Origin of the sequence: Geobacillus sp. Sah69 (assembly GCF_001414205.1) — a bacterium.
Taxonomy (GTDB): Bacteria; Bacillota; Bacilli; order Bacillales; family Anoxybacillaceae; genus Geobacillus; species Geobacillus stearothermophilus.
Genome location: NZ_LLKS01000032.1, coordinates 178,466 through 196,276 on the forward strand (window position 1 = coordinate 178,466; position 17,811 = coordinate 196,276).

Annotated in this window: 19 protein-coding genes; all 19 read left to right on the forward strand. The window is 55.8% G+C overall.

Features of this window, described 5'->3' with window-relative positions; translation table 11 throughout:
- The first annotated feature begins 10 nt into the window (after positions 1-10).
- Positions 11-2,056: a flagellar biosynthesis protein FlhA gene (gene flhA / locus AP057_RS07400; RefSeq protein WP_049624604.1), complete on the forward strand. Its 2,046-nt coding sequence runs from the start codon at positions 11-13 to the stop codon at positions 2,054-2,056.
- On the forward strand, positions 2,053-3,165 hold the full coding sequence (gene flhF / locus AP057_RS07405; protein WP_033015974.1) for a flagellar biosynthesis protein FlhF: 1,113 nt from the start codon (positions 2,053-2,055) through the stop codon (positions 3,163-3,165). Before flhA ends, flhF begins: the two co-directional genes overlap by 4 nt.
- The gene (locus AP057_RS07410; RefSeq protein WP_049624605.1) at positions 3,159-4,031 is read left to right on the forward strand and encodes a MinD/ParA family protein; all 873 of its coding nucleotides are present in this window, start codon (positions 3,159-3,161) and stop codon (positions 4,029-4,031) included. Before flhF ends, AP057_RS07410 begins: the two co-directional genes overlap by 7 nt.
- Before the next feature lie 9 nt (positions 4,032-4,040).
- A complete protein-coding gene (locus AP057_RS07415; RefSeq protein WP_055358415.1) occupies positions 4,041-5,087 on the forward strand; it encodes a chemotaxis response regulator protein-glutamate methylesterase in 1,047 nt (348 codons plus the stop codon).
- 12 nt (positions 5,088-5,099) lie between these two features.
- Positions 5,100-7,100: a chemotaxis protein CheA gene (locus AP057_RS07420; protein ID WP_055358416.1), complete on the forward strand. Its 2,001-nt coding sequence runs from the start codon at positions 5,100-5,102 to the stop codon at positions 7,098-7,100.
- A gap of 108 nt (positions 7,101-7,208) precedes the next feature.
- Positions 7,209-7,643: a chemotaxis protein CheW gene (locus AP057_RS07425; protein WP_055358417.1), complete on the forward strand. Its 435-nt coding sequence runs from the start codon at positions 7,209-7,211 to the stop codon at positions 7,641-7,643.
- A gap of 23 nt (positions 7,644-7,666) precedes the next feature.
- Positions 7,667-8,299 carry a chemotaxis protein CheC gene (locus AP057_RS07430; protein WP_055358418.1) on the forward strand — a complete coding sequence of 211 codons (633 nt, stop codon included), beginning with the start codon at positions 7,667-7,669 and terminating at the stop codon, positions 8,297-8,299.
- On the forward strand, positions 8,296-8,793 hold the full coding sequence (locus AP057_RS07435) for a chemotaxis protein CheD (protein ID WP_033016882.1): 498 nt from the start codon (positions 8,296-8,298) through the stop codon (positions 8,791-8,793). Before AP057_RS07430 ends, AP057_RS07435 begins: the two co-directional genes overlap by 4 nt.
- A 40-nt stretch (positions 8,794-8,833) precedes the next feature.
- A complete protein-coding gene (locus tag AP057_RS07440; protein ID WP_055358419.1) occupies positions 8,834-9,589 on the forward strand; it encodes a FliA/WhiG family RNA polymerase sigma factor in 756 nt (251 codons plus the stop codon).
- Between the two features lie 19 nt (positions 9,590-9,608).
- Positions 9,609-9,839, forward strand: a complete 231-nt coding sequence (locus tag AP057_RS07445) for a hypothetical protein (protein ID WP_033016878.1) — start codon at positions 9,609-9,611, stop codon at positions 9,837-9,839.
- A gap of 9 nt (positions 9,840-9,848) precedes the next feature.
- A complete protein-coding gene (locus AP057_RS07450; RefSeq protein WP_033016877.1) occupies positions 9,849-10,475 on the forward strand; it encodes a hypothetical protein in 627 nt (208 codons plus the stop codon).
- Positions 10,476-10,625: 150 nt separating this feature from the next.
- Positions 10,626-11,333, forward strand: a complete 708-nt coding sequence (gene rpsB, locus AP057_RS07455; protein ID WP_021322279.1) for a 30S ribosomal protein S2 — start codon at positions 10,626-10,628, stop codon at positions 11,331-11,333.
- A 158-nt stretch (positions 11,334-11,491) separates the two neighbouring features.
- Positions 11,492-12,376 (forward strand): translation elongation factor Ts, encoded by an 885-nt coding sequence (tsf, locus tag AP057_RS07460; protein WP_033016875.1) that lies wholly within the window; start codon positions 11,492-11,494, stop codon positions 12,374-12,376.
- A gap of 68 nt (positions 12,377-12,444) precedes the next feature.
- On the forward strand, positions 12,445-13,167 hold the full coding sequence (pyrH, locus tag AP057_RS07465; RefSeq protein WP_033008098.1) for a UMP kinase: 723 nt from the start codon (positions 12,445-12,447) through the stop codon (positions 13,165-13,167).
- Between the two features lie 2 nt (positions 13,168-13,169).
- Positions 13,170-13,727 (forward strand): ribosome recycling factor, encoded by a 558-nt coding sequence (frr, locus tag AP057_RS07470; protein ID WP_033008096.1) that lies wholly within the window; start codon positions 13,170-13,172, stop codon positions 13,725-13,727.
- A gap of 82 nt (positions 13,728-13,809) precedes the next feature.
- Complete coding sequence (locus AP057_RS07475; protein ID WP_055358420.1) at positions 13,810-14,583, forward strand: isoprenyl transferase; 774 nt, start codon at positions 13,810-13,812, stop codon at positions 14,581-14,583.
- Positions 14,580-15,374, forward strand: a complete 795-nt coding sequence (locus tag AP057_RS07480; RefSeq protein ID WP_049624612.1) for a phosphatidate cytidylyltransferase — start codon at positions 14,580-14,582, stop codon at positions 15,372-15,374. The genes AP057_RS07475 and AP057_RS07480 overlap by 4 nt, the downstream gene beginning before the upstream one ends.
- A gap of 20 nt (positions 15,375-15,394) precedes the next feature.
- On the forward strand, positions 15,395-16,543 hold the full coding sequence (gene dxr / locus AP057_RS07485) for a 1-deoxy-D-xylulose-5-phosphate reductoisomerase (RefSeq protein ID WP_055358543.1): 1,149 nt from the start codon (positions 15,395-15,397) through the stop codon (positions 16,541-16,543).
- Positions 16,544-16,545: 2 nt separating this feature from the next.
- Positions 16,546-17,811, forward strand: a complete 1,266-nt coding sequence (gene rseP, locus AP057_RS07490; RefSeq protein WP_171697966.1) for an RIP metalloprotease RseP — start codon at positions 16,546-16,548, stop codon at positions 17,809-17,811.

The following is a 17,811-nucleotide window of genomic DNA, read 5'->3' on the forward strand; positions in this document are numbered from 1 at the left end:
GGAGAAAACCATGCAAGCGCAGCTCAAAGATTTATCCGTGTTAATTATGGTTGTGCTCATCGTCGCCATGCTCGTCATTCCATTGCCGACATGGCTGCTGAGCGTTTTGATCATCATCAACATTTCCCTCGCCTTGCTCGTTTTGCTGACGGCGATGAACACGAAAGAGCCGCTTCAGTTTTCCGTTTTTCCGTCATTGCTGTTAGTGCTGACGTTGTTCCGGCTCGGGTTGAATGTCTCGACAACCCGTTCGATCTTAAGCAAGGGGGAAGCGGGCGGCGTCGTTGAGACGTTTGGGACGTTCGTCGTCGGCGGCGATGTCGTCGTCGGGTTTGTCGTGTTTTTGATTTTGGTCATTATTCAATTCATTGTGATCACAAAAGGGGCGGAGCGTGTCTCGGAAGTGGCGGCCCGCTTTACGCTCGATGCGATGCCGGGCAAACAGATGAGCATTGACGCTGATTTGAACGCCGGCATGATCTCGGAGCAGGAAGCGCGCGAGCGGCGGGAAAAAATCGCCCAAGAGGCCGATTTTTACGGTGCGATGGACGGAGCGAGCAAATTTGTAAAAGGCGACGCCATCGCCGGCATTATTATCGTGATCATCAATATGCTGTTTGGCATGGTGATCGGCGTTGTTGAGCAAGGAATGGACATGGCGGAGGCGGCGAAGCACTATACGTTGTTGACGGTCGGCGACGGAATCGTCAGCCAGATTCCGGCGCTGTTGATTTCGACCGCGACCGGCATCATCGTCACGCGTGCGGCGTCTGACAGCAATTTAAGCGGCGACATTATGCGTCAGTTATTTGCGTTTCCGAAAATGTTGTACGTCACGGCGGGAACGATTTTCCTGCTCGGCTTGTTTACCCCGATCAACGATGCGTTGACAATGTCGATCGCCGGGCTGCTGGCATTTGGCGGCTACCGATTTGTCGAGCAGCAAAAACAGGGGGAAGCGGCTGCCGTCCAGCCGGATGAAGAAATAGCGGCGGCTGACGAATTAAAAAGTCCGGAGAGCGTGATTCAACTATTGCATGTCGACCCGATCGAGTTCGAGTTCGGTTACGCGCTTATTCCGCTTGCGGATGCCGCCCAAGGCGGCGACCTGCTTGACCGGATCGTTATGATCCGCCGTCAGCTCGCGCTTGAGCTCGGCATCGTCGTTCCGGTTGTGCGCATCCGCGACAACATCCAGCTTCAGCCGAACGAATACCGAGTGAAAATTAAAGGCGAAGAGGTGGCGCGCGGCGAGCTGCTGCTTGACCATTATTTGGCGATGAGCCCCGGGATTGATGACGGATCGGTCGAAGGGATTGACACGGTTGAACCGGCGTTTGGCCTGCCGGCGAAGTGGATCTCCGAGGCGGCCAAAGACCGCGCGGAAATGCTCGGCTATACGGTGGTCGATCCGCCGTCGGTCGTTTCGACGCATTTGACGGAAGTGCTCAAGGCCCACGCCCATGAACTGCTTGGGCGCCAAGAAACGAAACAGTTGATCGATCATTTGAAAGAGTCGCACCCCGTGCTGGTTGAGGATGTCACACCGAATCCGCTGCCGGTCGGGGATGTCCAAAAAGTGCTTGCCAAGCTGCTGAAAGAGAACGTGTCGATCCGCAATTTGCCGCTTATCTTTGAGGCGCTTGCCGACTTTGCCCGCCTGACCGCCGACACCGACTTGTTGACGGAATACGTCCGCCAGGCGCTGGCGCGGCAAATCACGAAGCAGTACGCCGTGCCGGGCGAACCGCTGCGTGTCATTACGCTTTCGGGCAAGGCGGAAAAAACGATTGCCGATGCGGTGCAGCAAACGGAGCACGGACGCTATTTGGCGCTTGATCCGGCGCGGGCGCAGGCGCTTGTCGAGGCGGTGGCGGCGGCGCTCGACCGCCACCCGTTCGCCGGCCAAACGCCGATCTTGCTCTGTTCTCCGGCGGTGCGCATGTATGTCCGGCAGCTGACGGAGCGCCATTTTCCGTCAATCCCGGTGCTGTCGTACAACGAGCTCGAAGCTGACGTCGAAGTTCAAAGCGTGGGGATGGTGGAAATCGAATGAAAGTGAAAAAATTTGTCGCCCCGTCGATGAACGAAGCGATGAAAATGGTCCGAGCCGAGCTCGGCCGCGATGCCGTCATTTTGCACTCGAAGGAGATTCAAACGGGCGGACTGTTCGGCTTGTTTGCCAAAAAGAAGATTGAGGTGCTGGCCGGCATCGATCCCGATCCATTGCCGCGCCGCGCGTCAGAGGCGAAGGCCCCCGCTTCTTCACGGCCGGCGGGGCGGGAGGAAGCGGACGGTTTGTTGGCCGCCGAGCTTCGGGAAGTGAAAGCGCTCGTCCGTCAAATGGCCGGCCGGACGTCGTCGCTGTTGTACCCGCCGCCGCTTATGGATGCGGAGCGGCGGCTGCTGCAGCAAGGCCTCGCCGATGGCTACATCCGCCAAGTGATGGACCGCCTGCTTGAGCGATGGTATGCGGACAAAAAAGAGAGATCCGCTGCTGCAGTTGCCGGCTGGGCGAAAGAAGCGGTGCGCGATCTTCTTTCGCCGCTCCCGTTCGCTGAAACGGCAGGAACGAAAAAATATCGCCTGCTGCTTGGCCCGACCGGAGTTGGAAAAACGACGACGCTTGCCAAAATGGCGGGGCGCGCGGTGCTTGAACATGAAAAAAAAGTCGGATTTATCACGACCGATACGTACCGGATCGCCGCGATCGACCAGTTGAAGACATATGCGCACATTTTGCAGGCTCCGCTCGAGGTGTGCTACAACGCCGATGACTTTCGGGCGGCTAAGCAGCGCCTGGCCGATTGCGACGTTGTGTTCATTGATACGGCCGGCCGCAATTTCCGCAACCCGCACTATGTTGCCGAGCTCCAGCAAACGATCGAATTTGACAGCGAGACGGAAACGTTTCTCGTGTTCGCCGCCACCGGAAAATACAATGATATGAAAGCCATTTATGATCGCTTTTCCGTCCTCCCGATTGACCGGCTGATCGTGACGAAGCTTGATGAGACCGATACGTACGGCGCGGTCGTCAATTTTCTGCTCGAGAGCCGGGTTGGCGTTGCCTATTTAACGAATGGGCAAAACGTGCCGGACGATATGGTGGAAGCGTCAGCCGACCGGTTTGTCCATCTGTTGTTTGGAGCGGATCGATGGTGAGAGACCAGGCGGAACGGCTTCGCCGCGCGTTAAGCCGTCCACGGCGTCCGGCTTCGCCGCGGACGATCGCGGTGGCGAGCGGAAAAGGCGGAGTCGGCAAATCGAACCTTTCGCTCAATCTTTCCGTATCGCTCTCTGAACTCGGGTTTCGCGTCCTGTTGCTCGATATGGACGTCGGCATGGGCAATATCGACATTTTGCTCGGTCAATCGTCGCCGCTTACATTGGCGGATTGGTTTTCCACTCGGCTGCCCCTTTCGGACATCGTCAAAAGCGGGCCGGGGCAACTATCATATATCGCCGGGGGGACGGGCGTTGCGCAATGGCGGACGTTGGATATGGCGGGCATCGACTATTTTTTGGCTGAACTGCAGGCCATTGCCTCGCGCTATGATTATCTCATTTTTGATATGGGGGCGGGGGCATCGGAAGAGCGTCTTTATTTTTTAAAGTCGGTCGACGATGTGTTCATCGTCACGACGCCGGAACCGACTGCGGTGACGGACGCCTATGCCATGATGAAATACATGCATGCCGCCGGCAGCGAAGCGCCGTTTTCGATCATTGTCAACCGCACGAGCTGCGGGCAAGAAGGGTATGGCGTCTTTCAGCGGCTGAAAGATGCGGCGGCGCGCTTTTTAAACAAACCGATTGCCCTGCTCGGCATTGTGCCGGAAGACCGGGTTGTCGCCCGCGCGGTCGTCAGCCAGATGCCGTTTGTCCTGCTTGACCCGAAGGCGAAGGCGAGCCAGGCCGTCCGCCAAATGGCTTGGCGCTATGCGATGGGCAGAGAGGGCGAGCCGGCGCCGCCGGGTCAAATCCCCCGCTTTTTTGCGATGCTGCGCCAATTTTTGCTAGAAAGGTAGAGACGGAACGTGAAGACGATCAAGGTGCTTGTCGTCGATGACTCGGCGTTTATGCGCAAATGGATCAGCGACTTTTTGTCCGAGCACCCACGCCTCGAAGTCGTCGGGACGGCTCGCAATGGCCAAGAGGCGCTCGACAAAATCGCCCTCTTGCGCCCGGATGTCGTCACGCTTGATGTCGAAATGCCGGTTATGAATGGGCTCGAAACGCTGCGGCGCATCATGCACAAGCAGCCGCTGCCGGTCGTCATGGTGTCGAGCACGACGAGGGAAGGGGCGGAAAACACGATCACCGCCATGCAATACGGGGCGGTGGATTTTGTCGCCAAGCCGTCTGGCCCGATTTCGCTTGATTTATACAAAGTAAAAGATGAGCTGATCCGCAAAGTGCTGCACGCAAGCGAGGCGAATGTAAGGGCGCTCGCCGCCCACCGCCCGGCGCTTGCCGTCCGGCGCCCGCCGGCCCAAACGGCGCGCAGCCAAAAAACGGTCGTCGCCATCGGCACGTCGACAGGCGGTCCGCGCGCCTTGGAAACGGTGTTGACGCAGCTGCCTCCTGATTTTGCCGCTCCGGTCGTCATCGTTCAGCATATGCCGAAAGGGTTTACGAAATCGCTTGCCGACCGGCTCAACGCACTGGCGGCGATCACGATCAAAGAGGCGGAAGACGGGGAACTGTTGCGAAATGGCACCGCCTATATCGCCCCGGGCGGCGTCCATCTCATCGTTCGCGAAGAAGGCGGCGCACTTAAAGCCCGTTTCGACGAATCGCCGCCGCGCGCCGGCCATCGTCCGGCTGTTGACGTGTTGTTCGAGTCGCTCGCTGCCATTCGCCGCTGTCGGAAAATCGCGGTGATCATGACCGGGATGGGAAGCGACGGAACAGCGGGGGTGAAAAAGCTGAAGGAAAGCGGGAACACAAAAGCGATCGCGGAAGCGCGCGAGACAGCCGTTATCTTTGGGATGCCAAGAGCGGCGATCGAGGCTGGCGTCGTTGATGTCATCGTTCCGCTTGACAGCATCGCCGCTGCCATCGTCCAATTGATCGGGGAGTGAGGGGGAAACGGCATGGACATGAGCCAATATTTGGATTTATTTATTGATGAAAGCAAAGAGCATTTGCAGTCGATCAACGAGCGGCTGTTGGAACTTGAAAAAACTCCGGAGGACATGTCTGTGGTGAATGATATTTTCCGTTCGGCCCATACGTTGAAAGGCATGTCCGCCACGATGGGGTTTGAAGATTTAGCCAATTTGACGCACCAAATGGAAAACGTGCTCGATGGCATCCGCAATCGGCGGCTTTCCGTTACCCCGGAATTGCTTGACGTCATTTTTGAGGCCGTCGACCATTTGGAGGCGATGATCAGTTCCATCGCTGCAGGCGGCGACGGAACGCGCGATGTAAGGAGAACAGTCGAACAGCTGAAACGAATCGAGCAAGGGGAGATGCCGAACAAGCAGGCAGCAAGAGAAGAACCGCCCCTTGAACATGCGTATGGGGAATTTGAATACCATGTGCTCGAGCAGGCGAAGGAGCAGGGATTTTCCGTCTACGAAATCCGCGTTCGGCTTCGCGATGATTGCTTGTTGAAAGCAGCGCGCGTCTATATGGTGTTTGAACAGCTGAATGAAGTCGGAGAAATTGTGAAAGCAATGCCGCCGGTCGAGATGCTGGAGGAAGAACAGTTTGACCGGGAGTTTCTCGTTACGGTCGTATCCAAAGCGCCAGCCGATGAGTTGCAAAAGCGGCTGATGGGCATTTCGGAAATTGATGACGTCAAGGTGTCTATGCTATCGAGCAATGAACCGCCGGCAGAAAGCGAGAAAGCGGCTGCGCCCCAACAACCGGCCGCTATGGAGCAGGCGGCGGCCGTTCAGGCCGAAGCGGAGGCGCCGGAAAAACAAACAGCCAAACAGGCGACGAAAACGATCCGCGTCAATATTGAACGGCTCGATATGCTGATGAACTTATTTGAAGAGCTTGTCGTCGACCGCGGGCGGCTTGAGCAAATTTCCCGCGAGCTGAACCATGCCGAATTGACGGAAACGGTCGAGCGGATGTCTCGCATCTCGAGCGATTTGCAGACGATCATTTTAAATATGCGCATGGTGCCGGTGGAAACGGTGTTTAACCGCTTTCCGCGCATGGTGCGCCAGCTCGCCCGCGAGCTCGGCAAAAAAGTGCGTCTTGATGTAATCGGGGCGGAAACGGAGCTTGACCGGACGGTCATTGATGAAATCGGCGATCCGCTTGTCCATTTGCTCCGCAATGCGCTTGATCATGGCATTGAAGCGCCGGACGTCCGGGCGGCGCGCGGAAAGCCGGAGGAAGGGACGATCCAATTGCGCGCCTACCATAGCGGCAACCATGTCTTTATTGAAATCGAGGATGATGGCGCCGGTATTTCTAGGGAAAAAGTGCTGAAAAAGGCGATCAACCGCGGCATCGTTTCGCCCGAGGCGGCTGAGCATTTAACCGATGAGCAAGTGTATGAGCTTATTTTTGCTCCCGGGTTTTCCACTGCCGATCATATTTCCGACATTTCCGGGCGCGGCGTCGGCTTGGATGTCGTCAAAAGCACCATCGAGTCGCTCGGCGGCACGGTGGCCGTCGATTCCCGGCCCGGCCAAGGGTCGCTGTTTTCCATTCAGCTGCCGCTCACGTTGTCGATCATTTCGGTGCTGCTTGTGCAAATTGCGGCGGAAACGTATGCCATCCCGCTGTCATCGATTATGGAGACGGCGCTCATTAGGAAAGAAGACGTGTTCTATGTCCATAACCAGCCGGTCATCGATTTCCGCGGCAAAGTTGTACCGCTCGTCCGGCTGAAGGACGTGTTCGCTGTGCCGGGCGTGTCGGATGACAGCGAGACGGTGCCGGCTGTCATCGTGCGAAAAGGGGAAAAGCTGGCGGCGTTGGCGGTCGACTCGTTTATCGGCCAGCAAGAAGTCGTGTTGAAGTCGCTCGGCAACTATTTATCTTCTGTTTTCGCCATTTCAGGGGCGACGATTTTGGGAGACGGCCGGGTGGCGCTCATTATTGACTGCAACGCGCTTGTCAAATAGAAAGCCGACTGTATGCCGGCGGAGCTGGAAAAAGGCCGCGGGCGGACGCGGCCTTTTCGTTGGCGGCGCCGGGCGAGGAAGCTGAACAGAAAAAGGGGGAAGCGACCGATGAGCATGAGCGTGCAGACGGATTGGAAAGTGATTGCATTTCGCCTGCAAGAGGAAGAATATGCCTTGCCGGTGCAATACGTTCGTTCCATTGAAAAAATACAGCCGATTACGCGCGTGCCGGGAACGGCTCCTTATGTCAAAGGAGTCATCAACTTGCGCGGGGTCGTCACGCCGATTATCGATTTGCGCGAGCGGTTCGGGTTTGCGCCCGAACCATACGGGGAGCAGACGCGGATGATTATCGCCGTCTTTGGGGATATCGAAGTCGGGTTGATCGTCGATGCGGCCAACGATGTTCTCGATATTCCGGCAGCGAGCATTGAGCCGCCCGAGGCGATCGGCGCCATCGGGGCCGCTTACATTTGCGGAGTGGCGAAAGTCGAGAAGCGTCTCCTCATTTTGCTCGATTTGGCAAGTGTCTTAAGTGAATAAAACGGAGAGAGGGGCGTTTGCGGTTGGACGACATTCGCAACTTAACAGGGACACACATTGATATTTTGCGCGAAATGGGCAACATCGGGGCCGGCAACGCGGCGACCGCTTTGTCCATGCTGCTCAACAAAAAAATCGAAATGGCTGTGCCGCGCGTCCAAATTGCGACATTTGCCGAGATGATGGAGCTGATCGGCGGTCCGGAGCAAGTGGTGGCATGCGTCTATTTGCGCGTCGAAGGCGAAGCGCCGGGAAACATGTTTTTCGTGCTGCCGCCGGACCAGGCCGAGAAGTTTGTCCGCCGAATGACGGGCGATGGCTCGTTTTCGTTCCAAGGCGAAGCCCATGAGCTCGGGCGGTCGGCGCTGCAGGAACTTGGCAACATTTTGGCCGGCTCATACTTGTCGGCGCTCGCCGATTTCACCCGGTTAAACTTGCATCCGTCCGTGCCGGCGCTGGCGATCGATATGATCGGAGCGGTGCTGTCGTTTGGCTTGCTTGAGCTGTCGCGCGTCGGCGATTGCGCCATTTTGATCGATACAGCTATTTACGATGACCGGCGGCCAAATGAGAGCATTAACGGCCATTTCTTCCTTCTTCCTGACCCAGAATCATTTTCCATTATTTTTCGAGCGTTAGGTGTGGAGGGGGGATGAAGACGGCAGAAGCAGTGAAGGTTGGCATTGCCGAAATGGAAGTTGTCGTGGCGCCGAACGTCATCCGCACATGCGGGCTCGGGTCGTGCGTGGGCGTCGTCATTTATGACAGCGGAAAAGCGGTTGCCGGTATGGCGCACGTGATGCTGCCGCATTCATCGATGGCGCGCGGGGGAGTTGTCAATGCCGCCAAATACGCTGATACAGCGGTGGAAGCGCTTTGTAAGCTCGTCTTGGCCGCCGGAGGACGGAAGGGCATGCTCAAAGCGAAGTTGGCCGGAGGGGCGCAAATGTTCTCGTTTTCCGCAGCTGGCGGGGACATGATGCGCATCGGCGCCCGCAACGTTGAGGAAGTGAAAAGGCAGCTTGAACGGCTTCATATCCCGATTGTGGCCGAAGATGTCGGGGGCCATAGCGGCCGCACAATCGAGTTTAACCCGCAGACGGGCGTGCTGGCCATCCGCACGGCGTGCCAGGACATAAAAGAAATATGATGGAACGATATGTGGTTTCCGCGAGGCGAGGGGGAGAATGATGGGGAGCGCGCTAAAAGGTGAAGAACGGAAATATTGGGACGACTGGGTCAACGGCCGCGACCGCCGCGCGGCTGAAGAGCTCGTGCAGCGCTATATGCCGCTTGTTTCCTACCATGTGCAGCGGCTTTCGGCGACGCTGCCGAGTTCTGTGCCAAATGATGAGTTGATCAGTCTTGGGCTCCTCGGGTTGTACGATGCGATTGAAAAGTTTGACCCATCGCGCGATTTGAAATTCGATACGTATGCATCGTTCCGCATCCGCGGCGCGATATTGGACGGTTTGCGCAAAGAAGACTGGCTGCCGCGCAGTGTGCGCGACAAGGCGAAAAAAATCGAGGAAGCGGCCGAACGGCTGGAGCAGCAGTATATGCGATCGGTGACAGCGAAGGAAATTGCGGCTGAACTTGGCATGACGGAAGCGGAAGTGCAGGCGGCGGCCAGCGACACGTTTTGGTCGCTTTGGTTGCCGCTTGGACAAGGAGCGGCTGAAGACGAAGATGAGCCGCTGGCGATTCGGGACGACCGCGCCCTGCTCCCGGAAGAGGAAGCCATTAAGCGGGAAATGATCGACCAGTTGGCGGAAGGCATTCGACGGTTGAATGAAAAAGAGCAGCTCGTCATCAGTTTGTTTTACAAAGAAGAGCTGACGTTTACGGAAATCGGAAGTCTTTTGCAGCTGTCGACATCAAGAATTTCGCAAATTCATGCCAAAGCGCTGTGGAAATTGCGCCGCTTTTTAAGCGGGGATTCATGAGGCGAAAGGAAGCGGGAAGATGGACATCCAATTGCCGATGCTGCAAAGCGTCATGCCGAAGGCGCCTGAAGCCGCGTCCAAGCACGCCTTGGCGCAGCAGCACCCTCATGTTGTGCAGGCGCAGCGGGCAGCCGCGGAGGAAAAACGAGCGGAGCAGGCGCGCCGCCAAGTGACGGGAAAACGGGCGGGAGACGCGCTCCGTTTTGGGAGTCATCCTTATAAAGGAAAAACAATCGACATCAAAGGATAGTGAACAACGATGGAGGCATTTTGGCTGACTGTCAGCTTGTTGCTGCACGCGTTTTCGTTTTGGTTGATCATCCTGCTTTACACGCGCTTGTCGCGGCTAAGCGAAGAGGAAGCAAGAGCCAAGAGGCGGGCTGAGGAGCTTGAGGAGGCGATGGCGGCCCATCTCGTGGCATGGAAAGAGGAAAATGAGCGCTTTTTGGCCGAGTTGGATGCGCTGCTTAGCGCGAAACCGGCCGCCGCGGCGGACAAGCGGACGCCGGCTCCCGTCAAGAGCCGCCTGCCTCAGCAGTCAGAGCCCAGCAATGAGAAAGAGAGCAGGCTGGTAAACGGAGCGGGCAGCGAAAACAGGCCGGGTCGGAAACAAACTGCATCGGAGCGGCCGGAGCTGGGGCGAAGCGGCCGGGTTGAACAAACGGACGCCATGGACGCGCTGTCGGACTATTTTCCCGATGTTGACGCCATCGAAGATGTAGTCGACTTTTCGCCGCCATCCGCCCATGCCGCCGCCATCGCCCGCCGTCTCGAAGCCGAAGGGATGACGGTCGAAGAAATCGCGAAGAAGCTCGGAAAAGGAAAAACAGAAGTCGAACTGCTGCTCAAATTTGGCCGAAAAAACGGCCGAATGGGCGAACAATAGCTTGATTTCCTGCCGGCGGTTATGATATATTTTTACATGGTGTGAATACACACGCCTGATGATTTCAGCAACGGTGCTGGCAACGCCAGTCTTGCTGAAAGATGAGGCAGGCGGAGGCACAAAAACCACAAGGAAACAGGAGGAGCATGCATGTCAGTCATTTCAATGAAGCAATTGCTTGAAGCTGGCGTCCATTTCGGACATCAGACGCGCCGTTGGAACCCGAAAATGAAAAAATACATTTTCACGGAGCGCAACGGCATTTATATTATCGACTTGCAAAAAACGGTGAAAAAAGTCGAGGAAGCATACAACTTCGTCCGCGAACTGGCGGCGAACGGCGGCAAAATTTTGTTCGTCGGCACGAAAAAACAAGCGCAAGAATCCGTGAAAGAAGAAGCCGAACGCTGCGGCATGTTTTATGTCAACCAACGCTGGCTTGGCGGCACGCTGACAAACTTTGCAACGATCCAAAAGCGGATCAAGCGGTTGCGCGAAATTGAAAAAATGGAAGAAGATGGCGTATTTGACGTTCTTCCGAAAAAAGAAGTCATCGGTTTGAAAAAAGAAAAAGAGCGGCTTGAGAAATTTTTAGGCGGCATTAAAGACATGAAAGAACTGCCGGATGCGCTGTTTGTCATCGACCCGCGCAAAGAACGGATTGCAGTGGCGGAAGCGCGCAAGTTGAACATCCCGATCATCGGCATTGTCGACACGAACTGCGATCCGGATGAGATCGACTACGTCATTCCGGCGAACGACGACGCCATCCGCGCCGTCAAACTGTTGACGTCGAAAATCGCCGATGCGGTGCTTGAGGCGAAACAAGGCGAAGAAGCCGCTGTGGCAGCAGAGTAAGGCAAGGTGGAGGAAAGGTGATAAGAGGGGAAAGCCTTTTATCACCTTTTTTTAGACAAAAGTCAGCAACTTTTGGCTATACTAACGAATAAGGGCAAAATGGGCATCCGTTGCCGGCATCGATACATATATGCGATCAAAAGAAGGAGGATTTATTCATGGCAATTACAGCACAAATGGTCAAAGAGCTGCGCGAAAAAACGGGCGCAGGCATGATGGACTGCAAAAAAGCGCTCACCGAAACAAACGGCGACATGGAAAAGGCGATCGACTGGCTGCGTGAAAAAGGGATCGCCAAAGCGGCGAAAAAAGCGGACCGCATCGCGGCGGAAGGAATGACGTACGTCGCTGCTGAAGGCAACACAGCCGTCATTTTGGAAGTGAACTCGGAAACGGACTTCGTCGCCAAAAACGAGTCGTTCCAAACGCTCGTCAAAGAGCTGGCCGCCCACTTGCTGAAACAAAAACCAGCTTCGCTTGACGAGGCGCTCGGGCAAACGATGGACAACGGCGCGACCGTCCAAGACTACATCAACGAAGCGATCGCCAAAATCGGCGAAAAAATTACGCTCCGCCGCTTTGCCGTCGTCAACAAAGCGGACGGTGAAACGTTTGGCGCGTACTTGCACATGGGCGGGCGCATCAGCGTATTAACGTTATTAGCCGGCAACGCCAGCGAAGAGGTCGCCAAAGACGTGGCCATGCATATCGCCGCGCTCCATCCGAAATATGTTTCGCGCGAGGATGTGCCGGAGGAAGAACTTAACCGCGAACGCGAAGTATTGAAACAGCAGGCGTTAAACGAAGGCAAGCCGGAAAATATTGTCGAGAAAATGGTTGAGGGCCGTTTGAAAAAGTTTTACGAAGACATCTGCCTGCTTGAGCAAGCGTTCGTCAAAAATCCAGATGTCACAGTGCGCCAATATGTGGAATCGAACGGGGCGACCGTTAAACAGTTCATCCGCTATGAAGTCGGTGAAGGGCTTGAAAAGCGCCAAGACAATTTCGCTGAAGAAGTCATGAGCCAAGTCAGAAAGCAGTGATGGACCGCAACAGGGAACACGCGCGTGTTCCCTGTTTTTCAAAGCGATTTGCATCATGGAGGTCGGACATGGAACAGCCAAAATATCGACGTGTCGTATTAAAATTAAGCGGGGAAGCGCTCGCCGGAAAGCAAGGGTTTGGCATTCAGCCGGCGGTGATCCAGTCGATCGCCAGACAAGTGAAAGAAGTGGCTGAGCTTGGCGTGGAAATCGCCATCGTGGTCGGCGGCGGCAACATTTGGCGCGGAAAAACGGGAAGCGAAATGGGGATGGACCGGGCGACAGCCGATTATATGGGGATGTTGGCGACGGTGATGAACTCGCTTGCCCTGCAGGACAGCCTCGAGCAGCTCGGCGTCGAGACGCGGGTGCAGACGTCGATTGAAATGCGGCAAGTCGCCGAGCCGTACATCCGCCGGCGGGCGATCCGCCATCTTGAGAAAAAGCGGGTCGTCATTTTTGCTGCCGGCACGGGCAACCCGTATTTTTCGACCGATACGACGGCGGCCTTGCGGGCGGCGGAAATTGAAGCGGACGTCATTTTAATGGCGAAAAACAACGTCGACGGCGTCTACAGCGCCGATCCGAACGTTGACGCCAACGCTGTTAAGTACGACGAGCTGTCGTACTTGGACGTCATCAAGCAAGGGCTTGGCGTCATGGATTCGACTGCTTCATCGCTTTGCATGGACAACAACATTCCGCTTATCGTCTTTTCAATCATGGAAGAAGGCAACATTAAACGCGCTGTCTTAGGCGAAAACATCGGAACGATCGTAAGGGGGAAATAACGATGGCAAAGCAAGTGATTCAACAGGCGAAAGAAAAAATGGATAAGGCCGTGCAAGCATTCACCCGCGAGCTGGCAAGCATTCGCGCCGGACGGGCGAACGCCGGGCTGCTCGAAAAAGTGACGGTTGATTATTACGGCGTCCAAACGCCGATCAACCAGCTTGCTTCGATCAGCGTGCCGGAAGCGCGCCTGCTCGTCATCCAGCCGTACGACAAATCGGTCATCAAAGAGATGGAAAAAGCGATTTTAGCATCGGATTTAGGGTTGACGCCATCAAACGACGGATCGGTCATCCGCCTTGTCATTCCGCCGTTGACGGAAGAGCGGCGCCGCGAGCTGGCCAAGCTTGTCAAAAAATATTCGGAAGATGCGAAAGTCGCGGTTCGCAACATCCGCCGCGACGCGAACGACGAGCTGAAAAAGCTCGAGAAAAACGGCGAAATTACGGAAGACGAACTTCGCAGCTACACTGATGATGTGCAAAAACTGACCGATGACCATATCGCCAAAATCGACGCCATCACAAAAGAGAAAGAGAAAGAAGTTATGGAAGTATAGGCAAAACGATGCAAACCCTCTATGTTGATGGAGGGTTTTTTTGCTATAATGGAAAGGCAAAACACGATCCCGGAGGACTCGTATGTTTAATAAAATCCGAAAAGCGAAGCGGGAAGATGCCCCGCTGACAAAAGAGGATGTGCTTGGCCATCCGATTCCGAACCATGTTGCCATCATTATGGATGGGAACGGGAGATGGGCAAAAAAACGGGCGCTGCCGAGGGTGGCCGGCCATTACGAAGGCATGCAAGTCGTGCGCAAAATCACCCGTTTTGCCAATGAGCTTGGGATCGAAATTTTATCGCTTTACGCGTTTTCGACGGAAAACTGGAAACGGCCGAAAACGGAAGTCGACTATTTAATGAAGCTGCCGGAACAGTTTTTGACGACGTTTCTTCCCGAGCTCGTCGCCGAAAATGTCAAAGTCCAAGTGATCGGTCATACGGAGGCGTTGCCCGATCATACGCGCCGGGCGGTTGAGCAAGCGATTCACGAAACGAGCGGCAACACCGGCTTAATTTTAAACTTTGCGCTCAATTACGGAAGCCGGGCGGAGATTGCCGCCGCTGTAAAGCGGATCGCTGAGGATGTCAAGCGCGGGGTGCTCGCGCCGGACGATATTACGGAGCCGCTCATTTCCTCATACTTGATGACGAACGGCCTGAAAGATCCGGACTTGCTCATTCGCACAAGCGGAGAGATCCGCCTGAGCAATTTCATGCTTTGGCAATTGGCGTATACGGAACTTTGGTTTACGGATGTCTTATGGCCGGATTTTACGGAGCAACATTTTCTAGAGGCGATCGCTGCCTACCAGCGCCGCGACCGCCGGTTTGGAGGAGTGTCAGCGCGATGAAGCAGCGAATCATCACCGGAGTCATAGCGGCGGCGCTCTTTTTGCCGATTGTTATTTTTGGCGGATTTCCGTTTATAATAGTAACATATATATTGGCCACGGTCGGACTGTTTGAGCTGCTGCGGATGAAAGGGATGTCCCCGTTGTCTTTCGCTGGGGCCGCCGGGTTTGCCGCCCTTTGGCTCCTGCTTGTTCCCGCTCTTTACGGCCAAGAATGGCTGGCGTCCGGGACGACAAAGTTCGGTGTGCTGGCCGCGCTCGCTTTTTTGCTGCTTGTCGGCACCGTCGTGACAAAAAATGCGCTGACGTTTGATGAGGCAGCATTTGTCGTGCTGGCGGTTTTGTATGTTGGCGTCGGGTTTTTCTGCTTCGCCGCGATCCGCTTGGCCGGCTTGGCGTACTTCGTCTACGCGCTGTTTGTCATTTGGGCGACCGACATCGGAGCGTATTTTCTCGGCCGCGCGTTCGGCCGGCGCAAGCTATGGCCGGAAATCAGCCCGAATAAGACAGTCGAAGGCGCCATTGGCGGCGTCGTCTGCGCTGTTGTCATCGCGGCCGTTTACGAATGGGCAGTCGGCCCGTTCGGCAGCCTTGGCGCAGCTGTGGGGATTGCGCTTTTGCTTTCGATGTTCGGCCAGCTTGGCGACTTGGTCGAGTCCGCTTTCAAACGCCATTACGGCGTGAAGGATTCGGGGGCGATTTTGCCGGGGCATGGCGGCATTTTGGACCGGTTTGACAGTCTGCTGTTTGTGCTGCCGCTCTTATACATATTCATCGAAGCAGTACGATAAGCGGATGAGGAGTGAAAATGTTGAAATATATTAGTATATTAGGGGCGAGCGGATCGATCGGCCAGCAAACGCTCGATGTCATGCGCGCTCATCCGGACAAGTTTCGTCTGGCGGCGGCATCGGTTGGGAAAAATGTGGAAGCGGCAAGAAAGCTGATTGCTGAGTTTTCCCCTGTTCTTGTCGCTGTCACCGACCGAGACGCTTACGAAGTGCTTCGCTGCGAGTACAGCGGGCGGACTGCAGTCGTGTACGGAGAGGAAGGGTTGGTGGAGGCGGCTATTTGCCCGCAGGCGGACGTCGTTGTCACCGCCGTCGTCGGCAGCGTCGGCCTCGTGCCGACATTAAAAGCGATTGAAGCCGGGAAGACGATCGCTCTCGCCAATAAAGAGACGCTTGTCGTTGCCGGGCATCTTGTCACGGCGGCAGCCAAGCGGCGCGGTGTGCCGCTGTTGCCGGTTGACAGCGAGCATTCCGCCATTTTTCAATGCTTGCAAGGGGAAAAGCGTGAACACGTGGAGAAGCTGATTCTGACCGCGTCGGGCGGGAGCTTTCGCGATCGGACGCGCGAAGAGCTCGCTCATGTGACGGTCGAAGAAGCGCTTCGCCATCCGAATTGGTCGATGGGGGCGAAAATTACGATTGATTCCGCCACAATGATGAACAAAGGGTTTGAAGTCATTGAAGCGCATTGGCTGTTTGGGTTGCCGTATAAGCGGATCGAGGTCGTGCTGCACCGAGAAAGCGTCATCCATTCGCTCGTCGAGTTTCGCGACACGAGCATCTTAGCCCAGTTGGGCACGCCGGATATGCGCATCCCGATTCAATACGCGCTCGCCTATCCGGAGCGGCTGCCGCTTGCGGCAGCCAAGCCGCTCGATTTGGCTGCGCTTGGGGCGCTCCATTTCGCCCCGGTCGATTTTGACCGTTACCGCTGCCTTCGCTTTGCTTATGAAGCTGGAAAACGCGGCGGCTCGCTGCCGACGGTGTTGAATGCCGCCAATGAGGAAGCGGTGGCGGCGTTTTTAGCCGGACGCATTCCGTTTTTGGCCATCGAGGAGTGGATCGAGCGCGCTCTTGAGCGCCATCAGCCGGTGGACGATCCGCAGCTTGAAGAGATTCGCGAAATTGACGCGGATGTGCGCGCTTATGTCCGCTCACTATTAGCATAAAGGTGGTTGAAACGTTGGAATCGATTATTTCGTTTATTGTTGTCTTCGGCGCTCTCGTCTTTTTTCACGAGCTCGGGCATTTGCTGCTGGCCAAACGGGCCGGCATTTTGTGCCGCGAGTTTGCCATCGGGTTCGGACCGAAAGTGTTTTCGTTTAAGAAAAGCGAAACGGTGTATACGATCCGGCTTTTGCCGCTTGGCGGTTTCGTCCGCATGGCCGGCGAAGACCCGGAAACGATCGAGCTGAAGCGCGGGCAAGTCGTCGGTCTTTTGCTTGACAGTGAAGGACGGGTGGAAAAAATCGTCCTCAACCATAAGGACGATTATCCGAACATTCGGGTCGTTGAGGTGGAAGACGCTGATTTGGAGCATGGCATGTATGTCACCGGCTATGCCGACGGCGAGCGGCTGGAGCGGTTTGCGGTGAAAGAACCGGCGTTTTTTGTCGTCGACCGCCAAGAAATTCAAATCGCCCCGTACCACCGCCAATTTGCGGCAAAAACGCTCGGGCAGCGGACGATGACGATTTTGGCCGGCCCGCTCGCCAACTTTCTATTGGCCGTCCTCGTCTTTATCATCATCGGCCTTTTGCAAGGCTACCCGGTCGATAAGCCGGTCATCGGCGAGCTGACGCCGGATGGAGCGGCGCGCGCGGCGGGGTTGAAGCAAGGGGATGAGGTCATCGCCATCAACGGCGAACGGATGGAAACGTGGACGGAAATCGTCAACACGATTCGCGCTCATCCAGAGGAGCCGCTGGAGTTTCAAATTGAGCGGAACGGGAAAGACATGAGCGTGACCGTCACCCCGGAAGCGAAAACGATTCAAGGGGAGACGATCGGCTTAATCGGCGTCTATCAGCCGATGGAAAAATCGGTGTTCGGCTCCGTAAAGCAAGGGCTGGTCGAGACGTATTACTGGACGAGGGAAATTGCAACAGGGCTCGTTCAATTGATCACCGGCCAGTTTCAGCTTGACATGCTGTCAGGCCCGGTCGGCATCGCTGTATCGACTGGCAAGGTGGCGGAGTCCGGGATCTACTACTTGATGAAATGGGGCGCGATTTTAAGCATCAACCTCGGGATTGTCAACTTGTTGCCATTGCCGGCGCTAGACGGCGGGCGGCTCCTCTTTTTCGCCATTGAAGCCGTGCGCGGCAAGCCGGTCGACCGGCAAAAAGAAGGAATGGTCCATTTTATCGGTTTCGCCTTGCTTATGTTGCTGATGCTTGTCGTCACATGGAACGACATTCAAAAATTTTTCCTATAA